General features: G+C 64.3%; 19 protein-coding genes. 4 read left to right on the forward strand and 15 right to left on the reverse strand.

All coding sequences use genetic code 11. The annotated features are described in order from the left end of the window. Positions 1 to 158: 158 nt before the first annotated feature. The 11 genes from CLU91_RS12995 to CLU91_RS13045 form a co-directional block, all read right to left on the reverse strand. Positions 159 to 635, reverse strand: a complete 477-nt coding sequence (locus tag CLU91_RS12995; protein ID WP_100874494.1) for a hypothetical protein — start codon at positions 633 to 635, stop codon at positions 159 to 161. Between the two features lie 215 nt (positions 636 to 850). After that, positions 851 to 2,068 (reverse strand): acetate/propionate family kinase, encoded by a 1,218-nt coding sequence (locus tag CLU91_RS13000; protein ID WP_100874495.1) that lies wholly within the window; start codon positions 2,066 to 2,068, stop codon positions 851 to 853. Next, positions 2,065 to 3,480: a bifunctional enoyl-CoA hydratase/phosphate acetyltransferase gene (locus CLU91_RS13005; RefSeq protein WP_100876715.1), complete on the reverse strand. Its 1,416-nt coding sequence runs from the start codon at positions 3,478 to 3,480 to the stop codon at positions 2,065 to 2,067. The genes CLU91_RS13000 and CLU91_RS13005 overlap by 4 nt, the downstream gene beginning before the upstream one ends. Positions 3,481 to 3,489: 9 nt before the next feature. Further along, complete coding sequence (locus CLU91_RS13010) at positions 3,490 to 5,766, reverse strand: DUF3141 domain-containing protein (protein WP_100874496.1); 2,277 nt, start codon at positions 5,764 to 5,766, stop codon at positions 3,490 to 3,492. 49 nt (positions 5,767 to 5,815) lie between these two features. Continuing rightward, positions 5,816 to 6,940 carry an ABC transporter permease gene (locus tag CLU91_RS13015; protein ID WP_100874497.1) on the reverse strand — a complete coding sequence of 375 codons (1,125 nt, stop codon included), beginning with the start codon at positions 6,938 to 6,940 and terminating at the stop codon, positions 5,816 to 5,818. 1 nt (position 6,941) lies between these two features. Next, a complete protein-coding gene (gene rbbA / locus CLU91_RS13020) occupies positions 6,942 to 9,689 on the reverse strand; it encodes a ribosome-associated ATPase/putative transporter RbbA (RefSeq protein WP_269800636.1) in 2,748 nt (915 codons plus the stop codon). A gap of 2 nt (positions 9,690 to 9,691) precedes the next feature. After that, a complete protein-coding gene (locus CLU91_RS13025; protein ID WP_100874499.1) occupies positions 9,692 to 10,765 on the reverse strand; it encodes an HlyD family secretion protein in 1,074 nt (357 codons plus the stop codon). A gap of 18 nt (positions 10,766 to 10,783) precedes the next feature. After that, complete coding sequence (locus CLU91_RS13030) at positions 10,784 to 12,232, reverse strand: efflux transporter outer membrane subunit (RefSeq protein WP_100876716.1); 1,449 nt, start codon at positions 12,230 to 12,232, stop codon at positions 10,784 to 10,786. A 10-nt stretch (positions 12,233 to 12,242) separates the two neighbouring features. Next, positions 12,243 to 13,028 carry an enoyl-ACP reductase FabI gene (fabI, locus tag CLU91_RS13035; protein ID WP_100874500.1) on the reverse strand — a complete coding sequence of 262 codons (786 nt, stop codon included), beginning with the start codon at positions 13,026 to 13,028 and terminating at the stop codon, positions 12,243 to 12,245. Then, positions 13,025 to 13,210 carry a hypothetical protein gene (locus CLU91_RS13040; protein WP_100874501.1) on the reverse strand — a complete coding sequence of 62 codons (186 nt, stop codon included), beginning with the start codon at positions 13,208 to 13,210 and terminating at the stop codon, positions 13,025 to 13,027. The genes fabI and CLU91_RS13040 overlap by 4 nt, the downstream gene beginning before the upstream one ends. A 430-nt stretch (positions 13,211 to 13,640) precedes the next feature. Then, a complete protein-coding gene (locus CLU91_RS13045) occupies positions 13,641 to 15,083 on the reverse strand; it encodes an IgA Peptidase M64 (RefSeq protein ID WP_100874502.1) in 1,443 nt (480 codons plus the stop codon). Positions 15,084 to 15,279: 196 nt separating this feature from the next. Here CLU91_RS13045 and CLU91_RS13050 point away from each other — a divergent pair, with 196 nt between their 5' ends. Both CLU91_RS13050 and CLU91_RS13055 read left to right on the forward strand, forming a co-directional pair. Beyond that, positions 15,280 to 15,882: a TetR/AcrR family transcriptional regulator gene (locus tag CLU91_RS13050; RefSeq protein WP_100874503.1), complete on the forward strand. Its 603-nt coding sequence runs from the start codon at positions 15,280 to 15,282 to the stop codon at positions 15,880 to 15,882. An 8-nt stretch (positions 15,883 to 15,890) separates the two neighbouring features. Further along, a complete protein-coding gene (locus CLU91_RS13055; protein WP_100876717.1) occupies positions 15,891 to 17,075 on the forward strand; it encodes a DUF418 domain-containing protein in 1,185 nt (394 codons plus the stop codon). An 8-nt stretch (positions 17,076 to 17,083) separates the two neighbouring features. Here CLU91_RS13055 and CLU91_RS13060 read toward each other — a convergent pair whose 3' ends face one another. From CLU91_RS13060 to CLU91_RS13070, 3 genes are all read right to left on the reverse strand, one after another. Next, positions 17,084 to 18,337, reverse strand: a complete 1,254-nt coding sequence (locus tag CLU91_RS13060) for a cyanophycinase (protein WP_096237891.1) — start codon at positions 18,335 to 18,337, stop codon at positions 17,084 to 17,086. 154 nt (positions 18,338 to 18,491) lie between these two features. Then, positions 18,492 to 21,275: a TonB-dependent receptor gene (locus tag CLU91_RS13065; protein WP_100874504.1), complete on the reverse strand. Its 2,784-nt coding sequence runs from the start codon at positions 21,273 to 21,275 to the stop codon at positions 18,492 to 18,494. Positions 21,276 to 21,310: 35 nt separating this feature from the next. Then, positions 21,311 to 22,312 (reverse strand): MurR/RpiR family transcriptional regulator, encoded by a 1,002-nt coding sequence (locus CLU91_RS13070; protein WP_100874505.1) that lies wholly within the window; start codon positions 22,310 to 22,312, stop codon positions 21,311 to 21,313. Positions 22,313 to 22,514: 202 nt separating this feature from the next. Here CLU91_RS13070 and CLU91_RS13075 point away from each other — a divergent pair, with 202 nt between their 5' ends. Then, entirely contained in the window at positions 22,515 to 23,651 is a 1,137-nt protein-coding gene (locus CLU91_RS13075) for a succinylglutamate desuccinylase/aspartoacylase family protein (RefSeq protein ID WP_100874506.1), read from the forward strand. Between the two features lie 4 nt (positions 23,652 to 23,655). Beyond that, positions 23,656 to 25,044, forward strand: coding sequence for a YfcC family protein (locus CLU91_RS13080; RefSeq protein ID WP_100874507.1), 1,389 nt, complete (start codon positions 23,656 to 23,658; stop codon positions 25,042 to 25,044). A 190-nt stretch (positions 25,045 to 25,234) separates the two neighbouring features. Here the strand turns inward: CLU91_RS13080 and CLU91_RS13085 are convergent, their stop codons facing one another. Then, a complete protein-coding gene (locus tag CLU91_RS13085; protein ID WP_100874508.1) occupies positions 25,235 to 25,441 on the reverse strand; it encodes a hypothetical protein in 207 nt (68 codons plus the stop codon). Positions 25,442 to 25,471 lie beyond the last annotated feature (30 nt).

Below are 25,471 nucleotides of genomic sequence, written 5' to 3' on the forward strand. Positions count from 1 at the left end.
CCCTTCGTCTGTTTGCCAGTTCACTATGGCACGGCGAAAAGAGGAGCATTTGCGCCAGATCAAGACTGGCAAGCGGTGCCAGGGAAAAGTGGCGGACGAAAAAAAAGACAGCCGAAGCTGTCTTTGGGGCTTGCAGGCCGAGGCCCGCAAACGGGGAATTACTTGGCGGCGGCGGCCTTGACTTCAGCGTCGGCCTTGGCCTTGGCTTCTTCCGTCTTGGTGGCGGCGATGGCTTTATCGGCGTTCGCTTCCACTTTTTCCTTGGCGACCTTGGCGTTGGCTTTCACGGCCGTCTTGGTGGCTTTCGCATCGGCCTTGGCATCGGTTTTATCGGCCTTGGCTTCCGCTTTCAGCTTGTCTTCCGCATCGGCGTTGACGACTTTGTCATGGGCCTTGGCCTTGGTTTTGTTGGCCTTGTGATGGGCGTCGGCTTTCTTTTCGTCGGCCTTCATTTCAGCCTTGGCGACGTTGGCGTCAGCCTTGGCATCGACTTTGGCTTCCGAAGCGGCAGCCTTGTTGACGTCTTTTTGCGCGGAAGCCTGGGCTTTCACGACAGCTTCGGTAGCCGGCGCGGTTTGAGCGAAGGCGGCGGTAGCAAACAGGGTGGCGATCAGGGCGGCGAGTAATTTGTTCATGATGAGACCTTTCAATATGGTTTAATTTTATTCTTACTAAAGGCGGGCAAAATGTTCCAAATTTGCCAGGCATCGGGCTGTGGTTGTCAGCAGCTCGATGGCATGACTTCATAGTAAAGATAAGGGGCAAACCACACAGTGCGTTAGCGCACTCAACGGGAAATATGTGCAATTCGGCAAATTTCCCATCGAGTGCGATTGTATGCGTCAGATCCTCATGCGCTCACGGCCAGCGCCGCATGGCGGGCAGCCACCCACTCCTCGTTGGCCGGCTCCACGCCCACCACGATGCGGCTGGCATCGGTGGAAATACGGCTGGCGTTGCGCGCATTGGCCTGCGCATCGAGCACGGGGCCGATGAAACCCAGTTCGGCGCAGATGCGCTGGCGCAGTTCGGCGCTGTGCTCGCCGATACCGGCCGTAAACACCAGCATATCCAGCCCACCCAGCACGGCCGTCAGGGCGCCGATCTCACGCACGATGCGGCGGATATACAGGGCCAGCGCGGCGCGTATGCGCTCGCCCGTGGCATCCTGCCGGTCCTGCTGCGCCAGCAGCACCGGCGGATCGGCCGACACGCCCGACACGCCCAGCAAGCCCGATTCGTGGTACAGCACATGCGCCACTTTTTCCAGCGACAGTTTTTCGATTTCCATCAGGTAGATCACGGCGCCCGGATCGAGCGAACCGCAGCGCGTGCCCATCATCAGGCCATCGAGCGCGGAAAAGCCCATGGTGGTGGCCACGCTGTGCAGGTTCTCCATGGCGCACAGGCTGGCGCCGCTGCCCAGGTGAGCGACGATGACCTTGCCGCGCGCGACGGCGCCAAAACGCTGCTCCAGCACCAGCGACTGGTATTCGTACGACAGGCCGTGGAAGCCGTAGCGGCGCAAGCCCCGTTCCCATGCATCGTACGGCAGGGCCAGCATCTGCTCGACCTGCGGCACCGTGTGGTGGAAGGCCGTGTCGAAGCACGCCACCTGGGCGATGTCGGGCCGCGATTCGAGCAGCACCTCGATCGCCTCCAGCGCGAATGGCTGGTGCAGGGGCGCCAGCGGCACATAACTTTTCAGGTCTGCCAGCACTTTGAAATCGATGCGCACGGGGGCGAAATACTTGCTGCCGCCATGCACCACGCGATGCGCCACGGCGCGCAGCGGGCGCCCGGCCAGCTGCGCCACGACTTGCGCGCGGATGTATTCGAGGGCCGCGTGATGGGGCTGCTCCGCATCGAGCTGCAAGGCGATTGCCGGCAGCCCGCCGGCGCGGTAGGTGGCGTTTTCACGGCCGATGCCTTCGACCTTGCCGCTCCATTGCGCCTGCTGCGGCAGCACGCCGCCCGCTTGCTCGAACAGGGCGAACTTGATGCTCGACGAGCCGCAATTGAGCACCAGGATCAGGGCGCCGTCGGCATGTTGGACTGACGCGTTCATGGTGGCGTGCTCCGGTAATGGTTGGCCAGCATCACGGCGATGGCGCACGAGGCGATGCGGCTGGCGCGCGAATCGGCGCGGCTGGTGAGGATGACGGGGATTTTCGCGCCCAGCACGATGCCGGCGCTGTCCGCGTCGCCCATGTATTCGAGCTGCTTGGCCAGCATGTTGCCGCTTTCCAGGTCGGGCACGAGCAAAATGTCGGCGCGGCCCGCCACCTCGGAGACGATGCCCTTGACGGTGGCGGCGGCGATCGACACGGCGTTGTCGAAGGCCAGCGGGCCGTCGAGGATCGCGCCCGTGATTTGCCCACGGTCGGCCATCTTGCACAGGGCGGCCGCGTCCAGCGTGGCCGGCATGTCCGCGTTCACCGTTTCCACGGCGGCCAGGATGGCCACGCGCGGGCAGGCCACGCCGATCACGTGCGCCAGGTCAATGGCGTTGCGCACGATGTCGGCCTTCATGGCCAGGTTCGGCGCGATATTGATGGCCGCATCCGTGATGATGAAAGGACGCGGATAGGCGGGCGTCTGCATCAGGAAGCAGTGGCTGATGCGGCGCTTGGTGCGCAGGCCGGCGCTGGCGGCCAGCACGGCCGACATCAGTTCGTCCGTGTGCAGGCTGCCCTTCATCAGCGCCTCGACTTCGCCCTTGCCCGCCAGTTCGGCGCCGCGCGCGGCCGCCGCATGGCTATGCTCGACATCCTCGATGGCGATGCCTTCCAGGCTCAGGCCAGCCTCCAACGCCACCGCTTCCAGGCGCGCGCGCGGCGCCACCAGCACGGGCGTGATCAGGCCGGCCGCATAGGCGTCCAGCGCGCCCGCCAGGCTCAGTTCATCGCACGGGTGGATCACGGCCACCCGGATCGGTCCCAAGGTGCGCGCCTGCTCCAGCAGGCGCCGCGTGCCGTCGCCGTTATGCAGGCGTACTTCGGGCAAGGTGGCGCGCTTGCGTTCGATCTGTTCGGCGGGCGCGATCACCTGCGCTTCGCCGTCGAGCACCACGGCGCCATGCTGGTTGACGCAGCGGCAGGCCAGGGTCACGTGGCGGTTGCGCGGCTCGCGCGCGGTGACGGTGACGCTGATGACCAGCGTATCGCCCACGCGCACGGGCTGCAGGAAACGCAGGGTCTGGCCCGTGTAGACGGTGCCGGCGCCGGGCAGGCGCGTGCCCAGCACGGCGGAAATGAGGGCCGCGCCCCACATGCCGTGGGCAATCACGCCCTCGTAACGGGTGGCGGCGGCAAATTCCGTATCGAGGTGCTGCGGGTTGTCATCGCCCGACATCACTGCGAACAGGGCGATGTCGTCCATGCTCAGGGTGCGCGTGATGCTGGCAGTGTCGCCGATGGCGATCTGGTCGAAGGTGCGGTTGCGCACGATATGCAAATCATCGTTTTGGGTGGTAGTCATCATGGTCTTCTAGGCAGATGTTGTGTTTTTGGCGGGTTTGGCCTGGATAGCAGGCTGGGACGCAGTTTGAGATGCATGCGCGGCCGGCGGCAGCGCCTTCGTTTGATCCTTGATCGCACGCTCGAATACCTCCAGCATCTGCTGCAGGCTCGCTTCCTCGTCCGGCGTCGGCGCTTCGGGCACTTGCAGCACTTGCTGCAGCCATTCGCCCAGCGCGCCGATGGCATCCGGTTCGGCACGCGACAGCAATTCCGGCAGGGCGGCGATGGCGGCATCGAAATCATGCAGCATCAAACGCGCCTGCTGGCGCACGATGCCGCGGAATTCCTCCATGTTGACATCCTGCCGGTATTGCGGCTTGATCAGTTTGAGCGCCAGGTTGACCCTGCGCTCGTCGGCGATCATGCGGAAGCGGTAGATGTAGAACAGCGCGCGCACGGCCGCTTCCACCAGGCCCCCATGCTGCATGTCCTCGTCCATCTTGCGCGTTTCGCAGCGCACGTATTCGCCATGCTCGGGCGAGATACCGGGATGCGGGCGCGGCGGCGAGGTGTCGCCGATGGCTTGCCCCGTCAGCGCCTGCACCAGGGGTGAACCGTACACCAGGTCGAAGGTCGTTTCCTGCACCGTATCGCGCCAGTCGCGCCAACCGTTCAAGCCGGCCGTGATGGCGTCGGAGAAGGCTTCCTGCATGGCCAGCAGCGGGTTGTCCGGTGCCACAGGCTGGCGCTGGGCGCGCACTTTTTCCGCCTCCTTGGCCACCAGCTTGGCCAGCGGATTGTGGTCCGTCCAGCGCTCGTACGAGACGCGCAGCGGATGCGTGAGCTGCAGGAAGCGCGCCGACTGCGGCGTGACCATGGCGCGCACCCACGGCTGCGCAAACGTGCGGTACAAAGCCAGGTTCACTTCGGACACGCGCGCGGCGGCGGCGAACTTGCGGTCGTTTTCCACGCTCGGCTGCACGATGGCGCGCACGTCGTCGATGCCGCGGTGCTCGACCTGCAGCACGTAGTCGCCGCTGGCCAGGTCCGCGTTCGGCGTATCGGGCGTCTTGTCGACGATCCGCGCTTCGTAAATGCCGGCCGGCAGCAGGTTGATCAGGTCGATATTGCTGGCGAATTTCTGGTGTTCCTTGTGTCCCACCTTGGACGAGACGAAAATGCCCAGGTGGCCGATGCTGTCATGGACGGCGTAGACGATGGTCTGGTCGTGCAGCAGCACATCGTTGTCGTCGCGGTACAGGTCCGTGATCCAGCCCAGCGCCTGCGGCGGCGGCGTGATGTTGTCGCCGTTCGAGCAGAATACGACGATGGGCGAGCGGATATTGCGCAAGTCCAGGCGCACGCCATCGGAGGTGATCAGCTCGGCCGTGGCCAGGCGGTTGCCGATGAACAGATTGTCGACGATGTACTGCATTTCGACGTCGTTGAGGAACACGTGACCGCCCCAGTACTTTTCAAATTCAAGATAGCGCGGCGCTTCCGTATCGATGTTCGCGTACAGGTTGTACTGCTTGCCCCACAGGGTGTTGGCCGGGTTCAGCTTCTCGAAATTCTGCACCAGGCTGGCGCCGTCGAAACGGCCCTTGCCCAGGTCGCCCGCCAGGGCCGTGGCCCAGCTGCCGCCCATCAGGCCACCCGCGTAGCGCATCGGATTGCGGCCGTGCCAGCCGGCCCAGTACGACACGGGCGCGCCGGCCACGATGATGGGGCCGAACAAGTCCGGGCGCATGGCCGCCGTCATGAGGATCTGCCAGCCCGCCTGGCAATTGCCGATGACGACGGGTTTACCTTCGCTGAGCGGATGCAGGGCGATGACTTTTTCCAGGAAGGCCGCCTCGGCGTGCATCACGTCTTCCACCGTCTGTCCCGGCACGGGATCGGGCAGGAAGCCGATGAAGTAGCACGGGTGGCCGGCGCGCAGGGCCACGCCGATTTCGCTCTCGGCTTTGAAGCCGCCGATGCCGGGACCGTGTCCCGCGCGCGGATCGACGACGACGAAGGGCCGCTTCGATGGATCAGGTTCGGGCGCATCGGGCGTCAATATGCACGCCAGGCCGTAGTTGACGGGACGCGCCAGCTCCAGGCCGGACATCACCAGTTCGGCGGGGAAGTCCAGCACGTTCGGCACTTCCTCGGCCAGATGCTCCTGGTACTGGTTGCCGCGCCGGCGCATCACGTCCGCGTACAGCACGATGCGCTGCCACGAGTCGCGCGCATAGTCGCCCAGCACGCCCAGCGGCGGCAAGCCGCCGGTGGAGAAAAATGGAGCAGTTTCGATCTTCATGGCTATCCTTTTCATGCAAACAAACGCCGGAACATTCCGGCGCGGGGGGCTACGCCATCTGGCTGATGGTCTTGCGAAAGCGCGCCAGCGCGAAGCTAAACAGGGCCGTGCCGATGGCCAGCAGGGCCAGGAACGGTTTCCACACCACGTCGATGCCGGCGCCCCGGTACAGGATCGCCTGGCTCAATTCGACGAAATGCGTGGTCGGAGCGATCAGCATGATGTTCTGCACCAGTTCGGGCATGCTTTCGCGCGGCGTGCTGCCGCCCGAGAGCATCTGCAGCGGCAGCAGCACGAGGATCAGCAGCATGCCGAACTGCGGCATGCTGCGCGCCACGGTGGCCAGGAAAATGCCCATCGAGGTAGTGGCAAATAAGTGCAGGGCCGCGCCGCACAGGAACAGCGCGATCGAGCCTTCGATGGGCACGTGCAGCATGCCGCGCACCACCAGGTTCAGCGACAGGGCGGCGGCCAGCAGCACCACCAGGCCCATCGACCATACCTTGCCCAGCATGATTTCGGCCGGCGTCACGGGCATCACCAGCAAGTGCTCGATGGTGCCGTGTTCGCGCTCGCGTATCAGCGCTGCCCCCGTCAAAATGATCGACAGCATCGTCACCTGGTTGATGAGTTCCATCAGCGAGCCAAACCACGCCTGGCTCAGCGAAGGATTGAAGCGCGCGCGCATCACCAGCTCCACCGGCGAGACCGTCGTGCCGCGATAGCGTTTGGCGAATTCGGCTATTTCGCCGGCGACGATCTGCTGGATGTAGCCGCTGCCGCTGAAGGCCTGGCTCATGCGCGTGGCGTCCACGTTCAGCTGCAATTCCGCCTGGCGTGCGCCCAGCACGTCGGCCTGCAGCTTGGGCGGGATCGTCAGCACGAAGGTGTACAGGCCTGCGTCCAAGCCCGCATCGACCTGGCTCTGGTTGATCATGGCCGGCGGCGTGAACTGCGGCGGAAAGAAGGCCGAGGCGATGCGCCCGGACAGCGGCGAGCCATCCTCGTCGACGATGGCGATCGACGCCATGTGCAGGGTTTCCGGCTTGGCCGTGGCGGCCACGTAGATCGCCAAAGTAAACGTGTAGAGGATCAGGATCAGCATCATCGGATCGCGGATCAGGCTCCAGATTTCCTTCACGCCCAGGCGGTAGATATTTTCAAGGTGCCGCATATCAGCTCTCCTGTTTCTTCAGCAGCGCCACCGTCACGCCGAGGATCACGGGGATGGCGATGATCAATGGCCAGAACGAGGCGTGCAGGTCGCCGAATCCCAGCGCCTTGTTGAACACGCCGCGGCTGATATTGAGCATGTGCGTGGCCGGGTACATCAGGCCGATGGCCTTGCCCACGCCTTCCATCGAGGAGACGGGATTGAGCAGGCCGGAAAACTGGATGGCCGGAATCATGGTGCCGATCATGGTCACGAACAGGGCCGCGATCTGGCTGCGTGTAAACGTCGAGGCGAACAGGCCGATGCCGGTGGCGCAGATATTGAAGATGAACGTGGCGCCGATCAGGGTCAGCAAGCTGCCCTTGATCGGCACGCCAAAGGCGGTGACCGCCAGCAGCGCCATGAGAGCGAAGTTGAACATCGCCAGCATGACGTACGGCACCTGCTTGCCAAGCAAGAATTCCAGGCGCGTGACGGGCGTCACGTACAAGTTGATGATGGAACCGAGTTCCTTTTCACGCACCACCGACAGCGCCGCCAGCATGGCCGGCAGCATCAGCAGCAGCAGGGGAATCACGGCCGGCACCATGGCCGGCAGGCTTTTCACGTCGGGGTTGTAGCGGTAGCGGGTCTGGATGGCGACGGGGTTGCTCATCGTGATGCCATAACGGTGCAAGGCCTGGTCGGCAAGCCACAGCTGATGCATGCCCTGCACGTAGCCCTGCACGGTTTCGGCGCGCATCGGCATGGCGCCGTCGATCCAGGCGCCCACCTGTGCCGGCGCGCCGCGCTGCACGTCGCGCGCAAAGCCGGGCGGAATCTCGATGGCCAGCGACAGTTCGCCGCTGCGCATGCGCTTGTCGATATCGGCATAGTCGCGCAGCGGCGCTCGCTCGACGAAGTAGCGCGAACCGGCCAGGTTGTTCGTGTAATTCTGGCTCAACGTCGTCTGGTCGTGATCGAGCACCGCATAACTGAGGTCTTCCACATCGAGGCTGATGCCGAAGCCGATGACGAACAGCAGCAGCACGGAGCCGCCCAGCGCCAGGGTCAGGCGCACGGGATCGCGGCGCAATTCCAGCGTTTCGCGCCACATGTAGCTGAGCATGCGCCCAAGACTGAAACGGCTGCGCTGCTGCTTCTGCTGCGGCGCCTGCACTGCCGCCTTTTGGCCCGGCGCCTCGCTTTCCTGCGCTTCGGCTGCTGCCGTGCCGCCGCCCGCCTCTTCCAGGTAGGCGATGAAGGCCGCTTCCAGCGAGGGCGCGCCCTTCTTGCGTACCAGTTCGGCCGGCGCATCGCTGACCAGCACTTTACCCGCATGCATCAGCGAGATGCGGTCGCAGCGCTCGGCCTCGTTCATGAAGTGGGTGGAGATGAAGATGGTGACGCGGTCACGCCGCGCCAGCTCGATCATGAGGCGCCAGAAATTGTCGCGCGCGATCGGGTCGACGCCGGACGTGGGCTCGTCGAGGATCAGCATTTCCGGCTTGTGCACCATGGCCACGGCCAAGGACAGCCGCTGGCGTATGCCCAGCGGCAGGCTGTCAGGCAAATCGTCCATCACCGCGCGCAAGTCGAAGCGCTGCGCCATCTCGTCGATGCGGGCAGCGATTTGCGCTTCCGGCACGTGGAACAGGCGCGCGTGCAGCACCAGGTTCTGGCGCACCGTCAGTTCGCTATACAGCGAGAATGCCTGCGACATGTAGCCGACCCTGCGGCGCGTGTCGATATCGCTGGAATCGACTTCCTTGCCGAACAGCCAGGCCTTGCCTTCCGTTGCCGGCAGCAGGCCCGTGAGCATCTTCATCGTGGTCGACTTGCCGCAGCCGTTCGAACCGAGAAAGCCGAAGATCTCGCCACGGCCGATGCGGAAATTCACATGGTCGACGGCTGTAAAGTCGCCGAAGCGCATGGTCAGGTCTTGCGCCTCGATGGCGACGTCCTGCGCGCTGGCAGCATCGAGCGGCGTGATCACCACAGGCTGGTGGCCCGCGCGCTTGGCTTCCGGCAGCAGCTTGATGAAGGCCGCCTCCAGATTGTCGCTTTGCGTGCGCGCCAGCAGTTCGGCCGGCGTGCCCGTATCGAGCACCTTGCCGTCATCCATGGCCACCAGCCAGTCGAAGCGCTGCGCCTCGTCCATGTAGGCGGTGGCGACCATCACGCTCATTTGCGGGCGCTGCACGCGGATGCCGGCGATCAGGTCCCAGAACTGGGCGCGCGCCAGCGGATCGACGCCGGTGGTCGGTTCATCGAGAATGAGCAGGTCGGGATCGTGGATCAGCGCGCAGCACAGGCCCAGCTTCTGCTTCATGCCGCCCGACAGCTTGCCCGCCGGACGCGCGAGGAACGATTGCAAGCCCGTGCTGCGGGTCAGCTGGTCGATGCGGCGCCGGCGTTCGGCCGCATCGTGGCCGAACAGGCGCGCGAAAAACTGCAGGTTTTCCTCGACCGACAGGGTCGGATACAGATTCTTGCCCAGGCCTTGCGGCATGTAGGCGATGCGCGGACAGACGTCGTCGCGATGGCGCGCATCGCGCATGTCGCCTCCCAGCGCCATCACTGTGCCCTGCTGCACGGCGCGCGCGCCGGCCACCAGCGACAGCAGGCTCGATTTGCCCACGCCATCGGGCCCGATCAAGCCCACCATGCGGCCGGCCGGCACGTCGAGGTCGATGCCGTCCAGCGCCACCGTCTTGCCGTAATGCTGGCTGACGCCTTTGATGCTGACGACTGGGGAAGTGGAAGCCACGGTCACTGCGGGACCTTCGCCGTCAATTCAGCGGGCCATGGCTGCTTCGCATCGAGACGCACCCAGGCCACGCCGGGCAAGCCCACCTTGACCAGCGCCAGGTGCTTTTGCAGCAGCTCGCGGCTGATCTGCGCTTTCACGCGGAACATCAGCTTCTGGCGTTCGCTGGCCGTTTCTACGGTCTTCGGCGTGAACTGCGCGCTGGCGGCGACGAACGAGATCGTCGCGGGAATCACATAGTTCGGCGCCGCATCGAGGATGATGCGTACTTCGCCGCCCAGCGCCACCTTGCCGGCCGCCGTCTCGGGCAGGAAGAAGGTCATGTAGACGTCCGACAGGTCGACCAGGTTGAGCACCTTGCCGCCGCCGGCCAGCACTTCGCCCTGCTGCGCCACCAGGTATTGCACGCGGCCGTCGCGCGGCGCCGCCAGCTGGCCATCGGCCAGGTCGGCATCGATGCGCGCGGTGGTCGCTTCGGCGGCCGTCACGGCGGAACGCGAACCGACCACCTGCGCTTTTGCCGCGTCGATGGCCGCCTGCGCCGCCGTCACTTGCGCCTTGGCCGCATTCAAGGCGGCGGCCACGCTGCGCACGCGGGCGCGGTCGTCGTCGAGTTCCTGCACCGAGGAAGCGCCTTCTTTCGACAGGGTTTCGGAACGGGCCAGGCGGCGTTTGGCCGCATCGAGTTCGCTTTCGCGCTGCGCCACCAGGGCCAGCGCGGCCGCCTTGTCGCTCTCGCGCACAGCCACCTGCGCCTGCGCACCGACCACCGCGTCGGACGCCTGCTGCTGGCGCGCGCGCGCCTCGTCGCGCTGCGCCGTCAGCGAGTCCACCTGCATGCTGGCCAGCGGCTGGCCCGCCTTGACGAAGTCGCCCTCGCGCACGAGGATCTCCTTGACCCGCCCCGCCAGCTTGGTGGCGACGTCGATTTCGGTCGCTTCGATGCGGCCATTGCCGCTGACAAAACCTTCGCCAGGGCCGGTGGGACGCATTTTTTGCCAGGCCACATAGCCCAGCACGAGAACGGCCACGACCAGCGCCGCGGGGATGAGTTTTTTCTTCAGTTGAGCATTCATGGTATCGGGGCGATCAAATTAGTGGGTGGAAGCGGCGGCGGAGGCGACGGGTGCGCCGCCGCCCAGGGCCGCATACAGGCTGACCTGGCTCGATAGCAGCGCGCGGCGCGTCTGCACCAGCTGCTGCTCGACCGTCAGCAAGTCGCGCTGCGCATCGAGCACTTCCAGGTAGGGCGCGGCGCCATTGTCATAGCGCAGCTTGGCCAGGCGCGCCCGTTCGCTCTGCGCGGCCAGCGTGGTCTTGCCGATGTCGACCTGCAGCGCCAGCCAGCGCCGGTTCGACAGCGCGTCGGCCACTTCGCGGAAGGCACCCTGCACGCTCTTTTCATAGTTGGCCACGGCCACGTCGCGGCGCACTTCGGCCAGATCCATGTTGGCGCGCAAACGGCCCGCATCAAAGATCGGCAGCACCAGGCGCGGCGCAAAATTCCAGGCACCGCTGCCAGAATCGAACAGGCCGCTCAATTCCGCGCTGGCCGTGCCGTAGGCCGCCGTCAGCGAAATGGTGGGGAAGAACGCGGCGCGCGCGGCGCCGATATTGGCTTGCGCGGCGCGCAGCTGATGCTCGGCCGCGATCAGGTCGGGACGCTGCGTGAGTAAAGCCGAGGGCAGGCCAGCATGCAATGGCTGCAGCACGCTGGCGTCGTCGAAGCGGCGCACCTCACCAGCCACCGGCGTCAGGTCGACGGGGCCGCCCACCAACTGGGCCAGCGCGTGCGCCTGCACGGCGCGCGCCTGCTCCAGCTGCGCCGACAGCGAGAGGGCCTGGCTGAGCAGGGTTTCCACCTGCGTCAGGTCCAGCTTGGAAATCGACCCGACTTCAAAGCGGCGCGTGAAGATGCGCAGCGACTCGGCGCGGCTGTCGACCGTGGCGCGCGCCAGTTCCACGCGCTCATCGAGTTCGCGCAAGCCCAGGTAGCCATTGGCCACCTGCGCCACCAGGGCCACGCCGACGGCGCGGCGCGCCTCGTCGCTGGCCAGCAGGGTTTGCAGCGCGCTATCTTTCAGGCTGCGCACCCTGCCCCAGAAATCGAGCTCCCAGGCGCTCACGTTCAAGCCCGTTTGGTACTGCGCGCTCGTCATGGCGCGGCCCGTCGGACTCAGGTCGCCGGGCACGCGCGCGCGGCTGCCGGAGGCGCCCAGCGCAATGGTGGGGAATTGTTCCGCGCGCACGATGCCATACGCGGCGCGGGCCTCTTCCACGCGCAGGGCGGCGATGCGCATATCGCGGTTGCCGGCCAGCGCCTGCGCAATGAGCGCCTGCAGGCGCGCGTCGGCAAAGTAGCTTTGCCAGGCGACGTCGGGCGCGCTTGCGCCGGCGGGATCGGTTTCCGGATACTGCGCCGCCACGGGCAGCGGCGGTGGCGCATACGGCGGCGCCATCGAAGCGCAGCCGGTCAGGGCCAGCGTGGCGGCCAGCGCGGCCAGCATGGCGCGGTGTGGCAAAGTAAAGACAGCCTTGGTCATCATCTTCCAGTCAATTCAGAATGTTGTAGCCGCCGTCGACATACAAGGTGCCGCCCGTGATGGCGCGCGCGCCGTCGCCGGCGAGGAAGGCGCACAGCGCGCCCACGTCCTCGATGGTGGCCAGGCAGCGCATGGGCGAGCGTTCGATGGCGTCGGCCATCAGGCGGTCGAAATGGGCAATGCCGGAAGCGGCCCGCGTCTCCAGGGGCCCCGGCGAGATGGCATTGACGCGGATGCCTTGCGGGCCCAGTTCCGCGGCCAGGTAGCGCACCGATGCTTCCAGCGCCGCCTTCACGGGCCCCATCAGGCCATAGTCGGCGATGACTTCCTCGGCGCCCAGGTAACTCATGGTGGTCAAGCTGCCGCCGTCCGGCATCAGCGGTTCGGCCAGTTTCGCCATGCGCATGAAGGAGTGGCAGGAGACATCCATCGCCTGCGCGAAGCCGTCAGCCGAACTGTCCGTGACGCGGCCATGCAAGTCTTGTTTGGGCGCGTAGGCGATGGAATGGACGACGAAATCGAGCCGCCCCCACTGCTGCTCGATCTGCGCAAACAGCGCTTCGAGCTGGCCCGGCACGGCCACGTCGAGCGGCGCCATGATGGCCGCCTGCACTTGCTGCGCCAGCGGTTCCACATGCGGACGCGCCTTGTCATTGAGCCAGGTCACGGCCAGTTCGGCGCCGGCCGCGCGCAGGGCGCTGGCGCAGCCCCAGGCGATGCTTTGCGCGTTGGCGATGCCGACCACCAGCCCGCGTTTTCCCTGCAATGGCAGGAATGGCGGCACGGACGCCGTCATGGTTTATTCGGACGCAAGGCGGGCCAGGGCGTGGCCGCGTTCACGCAGCGCACCGCGCCGGCGCGCATGGCGGCAGCGCAAGTGGCCAGGGTGACGCCGCCGGCGCGCGCATACGGCAAGGCAATGGGAGTGTGGGGGTGTAAGGTACTGCGCGCGTCAGGCGCGGGGATCTGCATCTTCATGAATCGGGCTTCCGTCACTGAAATTCGAGGCCGGCACCAGTGCATTCTCGGGGAACTGGTACGGGGCGAAATTACTCTACAGCATTTAGAAGCGTGATTCGTGATGAGTTCGATCCGCATTCCATGACGCTTTGAGCTAGGTCAACTATAAGTGCGATTGCGGCAATGCAGCATTGATGTAAATCAAATTTTACCTCAATATTAACTAAATGAAATATTTTTCAGGCAAGCGTGCGAGCATGCATATTTGATAATACTACTGGGCTTGCAGGAAGAAAATAGACGTTGCCAGCACAGATGGGCATTGCTTGAAAAACAAGCAATGCAGGGCAAGGGCGGATGACAGACGCTGCGGGAGAGATGGAATGGGGACCATGCTATTGCGTTGCAACATGGCCCACCATGCCTTGCGGAACTGCGCGAAACGGCCTTATTGGCGCAGCGCCGCTGCCGGACGCGAATACAGGTCGATGATGGTGCTGATGCCATCCTGGCATACGGAGCAGAAGGTCTCGCTGCGGTCGAACATGATGCATTGCATCTCGGGCCGGTAGTAGCCGGACGACTCGTAGTTCGCGCCTTCGAAGGCGCCCACCGCATGGCGCTGCGGCGCCTTCGAGAACAGCTGCTGCGTGTACGCCAGGTCGGCCTTGAACAAGTCGCTCATCTCGCTTTCCGGGCGGTTGGCCGCGCGCAGGGCGGCGCGCTGCTTCTGGTATTCGCGCGCATGGCTGTCGTACGCATCCTTCGGCCATGGCGTCGGCAGCGGCGTGCCTGCCTTGACGTGCTGCTTCCATTTCAGCCTGGCCGGATCGCGCAGCGCCGTGGCGTTCGGCTCCCACGGCTCCTGCCGCTCGCCATTCGACTGATAGGCCACGGGCGAGGTGTAGTACTCGTCGGCCAGGCCGGCGAAATGGTGGCCGAATTCATGCACGAACAGGTAGTTGGCCCAGTCGTTGTTGGCTGCGGCCGTGCTGAACTGGCCGAAGATGCCGCCACCGCCGTAGGTGTCGTTGTTGACAAGGATCTCGATGAATTCATACGGCGCATACTGCGCCAAGTCGCGCAGGGCGCGGTTGTCGGTGGTGAGCACATAACGCTCGCTGCCGAAGATATCGTAACGCGTGCCCAGCGGCGACGCATGGTGCACGCCCGTCGAGGGACGCGACACGCCCGATTCCTGCGTCGGCGCGGCCATCGCCCACACATTGAAATCATTGGCCCGCTCGCGAAATGGCGACACCGTAAACAGGTGCTCGGCCAATTTGCGCGCCGTCGCTTCGAACTTGCCCATTTCGGCGGCCGTGTAGCCGTCGCCCATGATCAAGAGGTCGACCTTGTCGCTGGACGGACCACTGATGCGGATCGGGATCGGCTTGACGGGCGCCGGCGGCTGCTTGCGGATCACGTCCTGCGCGGCCGGGTCGACATCGGTGCTCCACACAATGGAAAACAGGCCGCGCTCGTCGCGCTTGAGGATGCGCACGCGCACGGGGTGCTCGGGCTGCGGGAAGCGCACGGATTCCTGGAACGCGCGCGTGGTGGTTTTCGCTTCGTCCGTGCTGGCCCACTCGCCGAAGATGGTGGAAAAACCGCGCGAATACAGCACCTTGCCCGACTGGATGTCGACCACTTCCAGCAGATTGTTGCCGCGGTTGCTGTCGTCGATGGGGCGCGCCAGGTTGCCCGGCCATGGCAAGGGCTCGACCAGCACGCGCTCAACAGCATAATGTTCACCCAGCGCATTGCCGCTGTGCTGGTAATCGAGGCGCATGGTGGCCGGCTGGGTGGCATTGGCAGCGTGCGCGGCTGGGACGATGCCGGCGGCCAGCGCCAGCGCGCAGAGGAAGGATCGAATCGGGGTCTGCTGCATCTCATTCCTGACACGGTAGAAAAACGGGTAAAAGGAGCGGTTTTCCAAACAAACAGCGGCGCCAGCGGCGGGCGTGGAAAAATCCGGTGCGGCACATTGTAGCGACAGGAAGCGAACGTGGAAAGTGCCCAGCTTGACCAGGCAAGGCAATCGGACTATATTAGATTGACCAGTCTACTAATTAAAGGGTAAGCCCATGCGCACCATCGATCCCGATAAACACGCGGCCCGCCGCGATGCCATTCTCGCCGCCGCGCGCAGTTGCTTCGCACGCAAGGGCTTTCACCAGACCAGCACCGCCGCCATCTGCGCGCAAGCGGGCATGAGTCCCGGCAACCTGTTTCATTACTTCCCCACCAAGCAAGCCATCATCGCCGCCATCGTCGACCAGGAAGGCAGCGAGACGGCCGCCTATTTCACCGGCGTGCAAGGCAGCGCCGATGCCTACGGCGCCCTGCTCGACTTCATGGACCTGGTGCTGGCGCTGGCGTCCGACGGGGATTTTGCGGGGCTGGCGCTGGACATTGCCGCCGAAGCGATGCGCGACCAGGACATCGCGGCCAGGGTGGCGCGCAACGATGCCGTGCTGCGCGCCGGCGTGCAGGCGCTGCTGGAAAGCGCTGCTGCGCGAGGCCAGGTTGACGCCGCGCTCGACCCCGCGCAAACGGCCGGCTGGATCGCCGCGCTGATCGACGGCATCTTCAACCGGGTCGCCGTCGATCCCGATTACGCACCGCTGGCGCAGCGCGCCAGCCTGCACCTGCTATTGGCGCGCTTCCTGCGCCCTGCCCAGGCATGAGCGGCGCCATGCCAATCCCGCCGGCGCGCATCGCCGACGTCGACGCCCTGCGCGGCTGCGCCCTGTTCGGCATTTTGGTCGTCAATATCGGCGCCTTCGCCACGCCCTGGTTCGGCCTGGGCATGCCCGATCCCGCCTTTCACGGCGGCGTGGACCGCGCCACGCACTTTCTCGTCGCGCTGCTGTTCGAGACCAAGTTCTACCTGCTGTTTTCCTTCCTGTTCGGCTACAGCTTCACCTTGCAGATGCAGGCGGCGGCGCGCGCCGAGGCGCCGTTCGTGCCGCGCATGCTGCGCCGGCAAGCGGGCCTGTGGCTGATCGGCGCCCTGCACGCCGTGTTGCTGTTTCATGGCGACATACTCACCACTTACGCCGTGCTGGGCATCGTGCTGCTGGCGCTGCACCGCTGCGGTGAACGCCAGGCACTGTCCCTGGCGTTGACGCTCGTCGCCGTCTGCGTGGCGTTCTGGGCGGGCATGGCCTGGCTGCAAAGCCTGCAGCCGGCGGGCGACGCGACGGACAACGCCGTGGCGATGGCGCAAAAGGCGGCAAGCGCGCTGGCCGCCTACCGCGCCACGCCCGCCGCCGTCGTCCATCAGCACCTGCGCGAACTGAGTGAAATCTGGATCGTCCTGCTGCTGGTGCAGGCACCGTGCGCGCTGGCCATGTTCCTGTGCGGCCTGGCCGCCGGCAAGCGCGAGATGCTGCTGCACGCCAGCGATTACCTGCCGCTGCGTCGCCGCCTGCTGTGGGCCGGGGCGCTGGTGGGCCTGCCCGGCGCAGCCTTTTACGCGTGGACGTCCGTGTATGCGCAAAGCCAGGCATGGCAGGTGGCGGGACTGGCCGTGGGCCTGGCCACCGCGCCGCTGCTGGCCGGCGCCTACCTGGCATTGGCGCTATCGCTGTTCGAGCGCCTGCGCGACGGCACGCTGTTTGCGCTGCTGGCCGACACGGGCCGCATGGCCCTGTCGAACTACCTGCTGCAGTCGGCCATCTGCGCCGTGCTGTTCCTCGCGTATGGCGCGCGGCTGATGGGCAGTGTGTCGCCGCTCGGTGCACTGGCGCTGGCCGCCATCATCTTCTGCCTGCAACTGCCTTTGAGCCGCTGGTGGCTGCGCGGCCATGCGTATGGCCCCGTCGAGTGGCTGCTGCGGGCCTTGACGATCGCCGCGTGGCCGCGCTGGCGGAGGTAGCGCTGCGCTTACTTGTAGCGGTACAGCGGCTGGCGCAGCTGGATCGGGCGAATGTCGAGGCGCAGCTTCAGCACCGAATATGCTTCCGCCTCGGTCGAACTGTAGCCGACGCTGTTGACGGTTTTACTGAAGCGGAATTCGAAGCCGAGGTCCGGATACGGGTCGCGCGGGTTGCCGAAGGCGATGCCGATGGCTTCCTGCTGCGCGTTGTCGATCAAATTGCCCATCAGGTCGAGCACGGCGTTATTGCCGAGGATATCGTTGGTAAATACGGGTTCGCGCATGTCGGGCTGGTTCGGATCGAGCTTGTTGTCGGCCTTGTCCGGCGAAGGCGTAAACACACGCGTGACGAGGTTGAATTTATCGCCCCGGTCCAGGTAGCTGATGGCCGCATTGCTGATATTGAAATTTTTCACGCCACGGTCGCTGATGGCGCCCGACAGGTCGATCAGCAAGGCGCCGCTGTAGCCGATGACTTCCACGTCGCGCATGGCGTCGACCACCATGGCACTGTTTTCATCGATGCCCAGTCCAAGGTGATAGCCTTTTTTCAGCATCACGGGAATCATGCGGGCAAAACGCCCGCGTACCAGCAAATGCTGGTCCACGAAGACATCGCTGCCGATGAAACCGAGGCCAGGCGCGATCTCGCGGCCATCCGTCACGCCCATCTTGAGCATGTCGAGCACGGGCTTGGCGTCGTAGAACATGGTGGTGCTCATGATGGCGGCGCCAGCGCTGGAACCGGCGATCACGCCGCCGTTGCGGTAGACCGACCAGATGGCTTCCAGCGCGGCCGTGCGGCTGCCGTCCGGGCGCAGCAAGGCTTGCGTGATGCGCCCCTGGTCGCCGCCGGCAAAATAGATGCCGCTGGCCGACTTGATCTGCGTGACGATGGCCGGGTCTTCGGCGGCCTTGCGGTAATCGCGATTGGGCAGCTTGACGGCCAGCGGCACGAAAAAGGCGTCGGCACCATATTGATTGAGTTTTTGGATGATGCTTTCACCCGATTTTTCCGGATTCATCGCGGCAGAGGCCAGCACGGCAATCCGCGCGCCCGGCCCGCCCGACAGCTTGACGATGCGCTGCCAGACTTCGGCATTGTCGGCGCGCAGGCCGCCGCCGATGATGACGAGGGTGCCCTGCGGAGCGCTGCCAATGGCACTGCCGCCAGGCGCCGCCACGGCATGGAAGCTGCACAATGCCAGCGCGAACAACAGCGCGGCGCGGAAGGTGTGATACAGGCTTGAAGATGATTTCATGGTGCCTCTCGAATACATGGAAAGGGGCGCGCGCTTGTTGATACCGGCGCGCGCCCTTGCTGCCAAAACTGCCGCTTGCAACCCAACGCCATCGAGCTACGATACTACCCGCTGCGTGTGACAGCCGTATTGCGGCATCTCCTGCTTTGCCGCCTTATTTGAAGCTGTAATTGGCGCTGGCATAGAAGCGCCGGCCACGCGGGTCCGAATAAGTAGGGTCATAGCCGGACAGGAAGTAGTACGCCTGGTTCGAGTACGGCGGGCTGGTATTGAACAGATTCTGTATGCCCACGCGCAGCTTGAACTGCTTGCTGACCGCATACGCGCCCGACATATCCCACAGCGTGTAGGCCTTCACCCGGTTCGGTTTGACCACGCTGCCGTCGTCCGTGTTGATGGCCGAATTCTGGTCATCATAGCCGCTCGAATACGTGTTCGACAGGCTGGCCGAATACGGGCCGTTGTCCCAGTCCAGTGTGATCGTATGGCGCCAGCGCTGCACCACGCCGTCCGTGACGAATTTATTGAGGTTACTGATAAAAGCGTCTCCAGGGCTGGTCTGGATTTTCGAGTCGAGCACATACGTGCCGCTCAGGTGGCCGCCGAAACGTCCCCAGGCCGTTTTCACACCGTGCAGGTCGGCAGTGATATCGATGCCCGCAGCTTTTTGCGCACCGCGGTTTTCCTTGCGCAGTTCGATGTAGTCGATTTCATTGTCTTCATCGCGGTGCACCAGGTCACCGTACTTGGACAGGTTGGACAGGATGATGTCGTCGCCGATTTCGCTGATCAGGTCCGTGCGCTTGATGTTCCAGTAATCGAAGCTGAAGGTCCAGTGCTGGCTCGGTTCGAGCACCAGGCCGGCCGTGAACTGGCGGCTGCGCTCTGGTTTCAGCTTGTCGTTGCTGTAGCGGCGCGTATCCCAGTTATATGTGCATCGCGTGTAATCGTAATCGATAGACGCACAATACACGGGATCAGGCAGGGTGGCCGTGCTGCTGTAAACAGTGGGACGGTGCAACTCGGACATGGAAGGCGCGCGGAAGCCCTTGCCGGCCGACGCGCGCAGCAGCACCTGCTTGCTGGGCATGTAGGTCAGGCCGATTTTAGGACTCAAGGCGCCGCCCACCTGCTGGTAATGGTCATAGCGGCCCGAGAGCTGCGCCTGCCACTGCTTGCTGAATGGCAGCAGCAGTTCGCTGTAAATGGCTTGCACGTTGCGGCTGTCGCTGGTGGGTTTTCCGCCTTCTGGGGCATCATCGTTATTGATGTTGTCACTCATCAGCAGTTCGGAAGGACGGAACTCCGTGCGCTCGCGCCGCACTTCGCCACCCACGGCCAGCGCCATATCGCCGCCGCCCATAGCCATCAAGGCGCGCGACACCTTGAAATCCAGGGCATCCATGGTGCCACGCGCATGACGTACTTCATCATTGACCTGAAGGCTATCAATCAGCGCCTTGCCTTCGGCTCCCGAGGGGCCAAAAGGATTAATAAGGCCATCGGCGATACCCTTCTTGAGCTCTTTATACAGCAGGTATCCATGCGTATCTCTGTCGCGTACAGTATTCACACTATGGTTGACACCTACATCGTAATCCCATCCCGCCGCCGTACCGGTCGCCCCCACCACGATGCGCTGGCTATCGCTGGTCAGCTCGCTGGTACGCATGCCGCCTTCGTTCAATCGGATACGCAATTCCAGCTCTGTGTCGATTGGCTCGCCATCCTCATCAACAGCAGTGAAAAGGCCAGAACCTGCCAATTGCGGAATCCTGCTCGCATCGACATAGGCGCGCACGCGCGCGGAAGAACCTGCATAATAGGTACGCGAACGACTCAAGGCAACCTCCGCATATAGCTGATGGTCGGCGTTCAGTTTCAACACTCCACGCGTAAGGAAATTCTGCTTGTCGGATTTCGGATACAGCTCTGTATCGCCCATGTAATCATAGGTACAGCCGTCAACGCCACCGGTACCATTAGGTAGGTGCAGGTTGGCCGGTGGATGACAGCCGGGAGCTCCGGTATTGATCGTCCCCTTCGAAATTGGGCGTCCGTTCAGCGGGAAGCCCTTGAGCGCCTCAAACTGTTCCTCCGACAGTACGATGTTCGCAGGGCTTGTGTACCCGGACAAGAGGTGGCCGAGCCGCTCCGGCACATGCAGGTTCGGAATGAACTTGCGCTGCGAAGTGCTCAGGCGGTCGGTTTTTTGCAGGTCGACCACGGCAAAGATATTGTAGCCATCCGCCGCCAGGTCGCCGGTGCCAGCCGTGATGCTGGCCGTGCGCTTGCCGGCCCCGCCTTCATCGGTGCGGCTGCCGTAGACATTCAGCTCCACGCCCTGGTAATCCTTGCGCGTAATAAAATTGATGACGCCGCCGATGGCATCCGTGCCGTACAGGGCCGAAGCACCGTCGAGCAATACTTCCACGCGCTGCAGGGCGGCGGCGGGAATGTTATTCAGGTCCACGCCCGCATCGTCGCCGGGCGAGGCAAAGTTGGCCATGCGCCGGCCATTGAGCAGCACCAGGGTCGATGAGGTACCCACGCCGCGCAGGTTGGCGCTGTTGAAGCCGCGCTGGTCGCCGCCCACGTTGATGCTGACGCCATCGGTCAGGCCGCCCACGTTGGCCGACACGCGCGCCATCAGCTCGGCCGCCGTCGTCACGCCCGCCTTCTCGATCTCGGCGCGCGTGATGATCTGCACCGGCAGCGCCGTCTCCGATTCCAGGCGCTTGATGGCCGAACCCGTGATCTCCACGCGCTGCATTTTTTTCGGCGCCGGCTCGCCATCTTGCTCTTGCGCCTGTGCGCCGCCAGCCAGCATGCCCAGCGCCGCCGACACGCTCAAGGCGCCCAGCGCGAGGCGCACGCCTTGCGCCAGCACCGACTCGCGTGGCAATACGGAACGGCCGTCCTGTCTTTTCATGTGCATTGCATCTCTCCCCAATGGTGTATGTCTGATTTTTATCATGATTTTTGTACTGCCTTGCGCTGCCTGGATACTGCTTTCCGGGGCCCTGGCACGCCATGCTCGCCGCCGTACAGATAGGCGGCGATGACGTCGCTCAGGCGGGCCGCTTTTTCAACGTTCTTCTTGTTCGACACCATCAGCGCCACGGCCAGCGCCTCTATCATGGCCAGCGCCGTGCTGGCGCTGCTGGGCAGGACGGGATGCGTGCTTTGCGCATACAAGGCGTGATCGGCCAGTTCGGCCAGGGGGGATGCGGGAGAATCGGTGAGCGCCACGATGCAGGCGCCACGGTCGCGCGCAAAGCTGGCCAGGCCGATGCAGTCGAGCGTATAGCGCGGGAACGAGATCACCACCAGCACGTCGTGCGCCGTCAGGTTGACCAGGTGCCCGGCCGCCACTTCCGAACCGCCGATGCCCACCACTTCCACCACATGCGGGCAAAACGGCTGCAGATGCTGCACCAGCATGCCCGCCAGATTGGCCGACAGGCCAAACCCCATCACATACACCACCCTGGCGCGCGTCAGGCGCCGCACCACGGCCTGCATGGTGGGCGGCGACAGGGCATCGGATGTGGCGGCGATATTCGCGGCCGCATATTCCAGGCTTTCCGTGATGGGTGATGTGGCGCGCGCGCGCCGTTCTATGGTAAGGCGCAATTTGTCGACCGGCTGCAACAGCGATTGCAGGGTTTCGGCCATGGCGCTGCGCATGGCCGAATAATTCTTTTGCCCGATGTCGCGCGCGAAGCGGCTGATGGTCGCCGTCGATACCTGGCAGCTGTCGGCCAGCTCCTCGATGCCCAGCGCTGTCACGCGCATCTGGTTGCGCAGCAGGTAGTCGGCGATCTGCCGCTGCGAGGCCGAGCCGCCGGCCAGCACGTGCATCAGCGTTTGCCCCAACGGCGATTGCGCGAAGGCGGCATCGGGCGACGACAGGGCGCCGGCCACTGGCGTGCGCAAGCTGCTGTTACGGGCAGGACTGGCGGATGATTTCATATCACTGGCGGCCTGTGTTCTTGTGCATGGCGGATGACGGATAAAAAGGCGAATACGGGTCGCTGGAACTTACTGTACTCATATCAAAAAGAAAACTCAACAAATATTTGTAAAAGGATTTTCATTGATTTACTTCGTGAAAATAATGCTACATAATCGACCGAAATCCATCAACTGCGCCCCGTTTTGGGGCGAATTTACCATGCAAGTACAACAGCATCCCATCTCCAGCGCGCACGCCAGCGTAGCGTGCCAGTTGAGCAGCTTTCACTTTGGCACGGCAGCGGCCAGCAGCCGCAGCGGCAAAAAGGTGTACATCCAGGCGGCGCTGCACGCGGACGAAGTGCCGGGCATGCTGGTGTCGCAATTTCTGCGCCGCGAACTGCTGGCGCTGGAAGCGGCCGGCAAGGTGCATGGCGAAATCATCCTGGTGCCGGCCGCCAACCCGATCGGCCTGGCGCAAGCCATCCATGGCGCGCCGTTCGGCCGCTTCGACCTGACCACCGGCATCAACTTCAACCGCGCCTACCGCCACGTGGCCGATGAACTGAAAACCACGCTGGCTGGCCTGCTGGGACAGGATGCGCAAGCCAACGTGTCGCTGATACGCGAGCACGCGCGCGCCGCCGTCGCCGCCTGGCGGCCGTCCACGGATGCGGAGACCTTGAAGAAAACCCTGCTGGGCATGGCCATCGATGCCGACATCGTGCTCGACCTGCATTGCGATAACGAGGCGGCCCTGCACATCTACACGGGCACGCCGTTGGCGGCGCAGATCGCGCCCCTGTCCGCGCTCTTGGGTGCGCGCGCCGTGCTGCTGGAACTGGCGGCCGGCGAAGAGCCGTTCGACGAAGCCTGCAGCCGATTGTGGTGGGATCTCGACGCGCACTTCGGCGGCCGCTATCCGATTCCTGCCGCCTGCCTGTCGACCACCGTCGAATTGCGCGGCGAAGTGGAAGTGAGCTACGCCCTGGCAGAGCGCGACGCCGCCGCCCTGCTGCGCTTTCTTGCCATCGAGGGTGTGCTGGAGATCGCCGGTGCCGGCGACGACCTGCCCGCGCTGCAGTGCCAGCCCACGCCGCTGGCCGGCGTGGAGCCGATCCTCGCGCCGCATCACGGCGTACTGGTGTATCTGCGCGAAATGGGCGACGTGCTGGCCGCAGGCGATGCGCTGGCCGACCTGATCGATCCCGTCAGCGGCGAGACGACGACCTTGCGCTGCAGCGTCGCCGGTGTCTTTTTTGCGCGCAGCGCCCACCGCCACGTCTTGCGCGGCATGAACGTCGGCAAGGTCGCAGGCAGCATCGCCTTCCGCGGCGGCAGCCTGCTGAGCCAATGACGCCATGAGAAAATTCAAGCTGCCCAATACCTTTGTCCTGCTGTGCGGCATCCTGGCCATGATCGCCCTGGCGACCTGGCTGGTACCCGGCGGGAAATTCGATACGCAACTGGTGAACGGCAAACAGCTGATCATTCCCGGCACGTTTCATTACGTCGACAACAAGCCGCAGGGACTGGCCGCGTTGATGATGGCGCCCATCAAGGGTTTCGTCGACGCCAGCCTGATCATCGGCTTCATCCTGATCGTCGGCGGCGCCTTCGCCGTACTGCAAAAAACCGAAGCCTTCGATTCGCTGATCAAGGCCATCGCCAAGGCGCATACCAGTTCGCGCTTCGTGCGCGCCGCCATCATCCCCGTCTTCTTCACCATGTTTTCGCTGGGCGGCGCCACCTTCGGCATGAACGAGGAGGCCATTCCCTTCATTCTGATCTTCGTGCCGCTGGCGCTGGCCCTGGGCTATGACACCATCACGGGCGTGTCGATTCCCTTCATCGGCTCGCAAGTGGGTTTTTCCGCCGCCTTTTTGAACCCGTTCAACGTCGGTATCGCGCAAGGCATCGCCGGCGTGCCGATCTTTTCCGGCATCGGCTACCGCCTGATCGTCTGGGCCATCGCCACGGCCGTCAGCATCGTGTTTTTGATGTGGTACGCGGCGCGCATCAAGCGCCACCCGGAAAAAAGCCCGACCTACCTGCTCGACATCGAAAAGCGCAGCGAACACACGCTGGACCTCGACAGCTTTGCCGGCATGACGCGCACGCACCGCGCGGTGCTGTGGATTTTCATGGCGACCTTGCTGACGATGGTCGTCGGCGTCGTCAAGTACGACTGGTTCATCGATGAAATCGCCGCGCTGTTCCTGGTGATGGCCATCGTCGTCGGCCTGGTCGGCCGGCTCGACATGGACAGCCTGGTGGCGTCGTTCGTGCAGGGCGCGCGCGACATGGTCAGCGTGGCGCTCGTCATCGCGCTGGCGCGCGGCACCATGATCCTGGCGCGCGACGCGCAGATCATCGACACCATGCTGCATGCATTGACGCCCCTGGTGGCCTCGTCGAGTCCCGTCTTCGCCGCACAGAAGATGTTCTTCATGCAGTCGGTGATCAACTTCTTCATCCATTCCGGCAGCGGCCAGGCGGCGCTCACCATGCCCATCATGGCGCCGCTGGCCGACCTGGTGGGGGTGACGCGCCAGACGGCCATCCTGGCCTTCCAGTTCGGCGAATTCACCACGCCGATGATCCCCACCTCCGGCATCACCGTCGGCGTACTGGCGCTGGCGCGCGTGCCGTGGATTACCTGGGCCAAGTGGATGATTCCGCTGCAGCTGATCTACCTGGTGCTGGCGCTGCTGCTATTGATTCCACCGTGCCTGATGCACTGGCAGTAAACGGAACACGCCATTGGCGATGCCGATGGCAAGCTGAAAAGTGCTGTGGATGGCGGGAAGCTCGCGTTCCGCCTGGGCTGAAAAGGAAACGGGGGCGCCGCCCGTTCCGATTGCCGATGATGCTGTATTGCTGAAGCTGATGGAGCTACTGGTATGGCTTCCTGATACTGCAGACAATGCATGGCCGCGCTTACAGCGCGGCTTTTTCTTCGGCGCTCAAACGCTTGGCGCTGACATACACGGTGTGCATGGTGGCTTGGTCGGTGCTGGCGGCGAGGGCGGCGGAAGCGGCCGGCGCGGCGCGCAATTTCGGCACGGCGGCGGTGGCCAGGCTGGTGGCGGCGGCAACGGCGATGATGGCAACGAAGATGGCTTCCATGTTTTTAGCGATGTTCATGATGGTGTCCTTTGGGTGGCTGGTTGTGTG

The organism is Janthinobacterium sp. 64 (assembly GCF_002813325.1).
GTDB lineage: Bacteria > Pseudomonadota > Gammaproteobacteria > Burkholderiales > Burkholderiaceae_D > Janthinobacterium.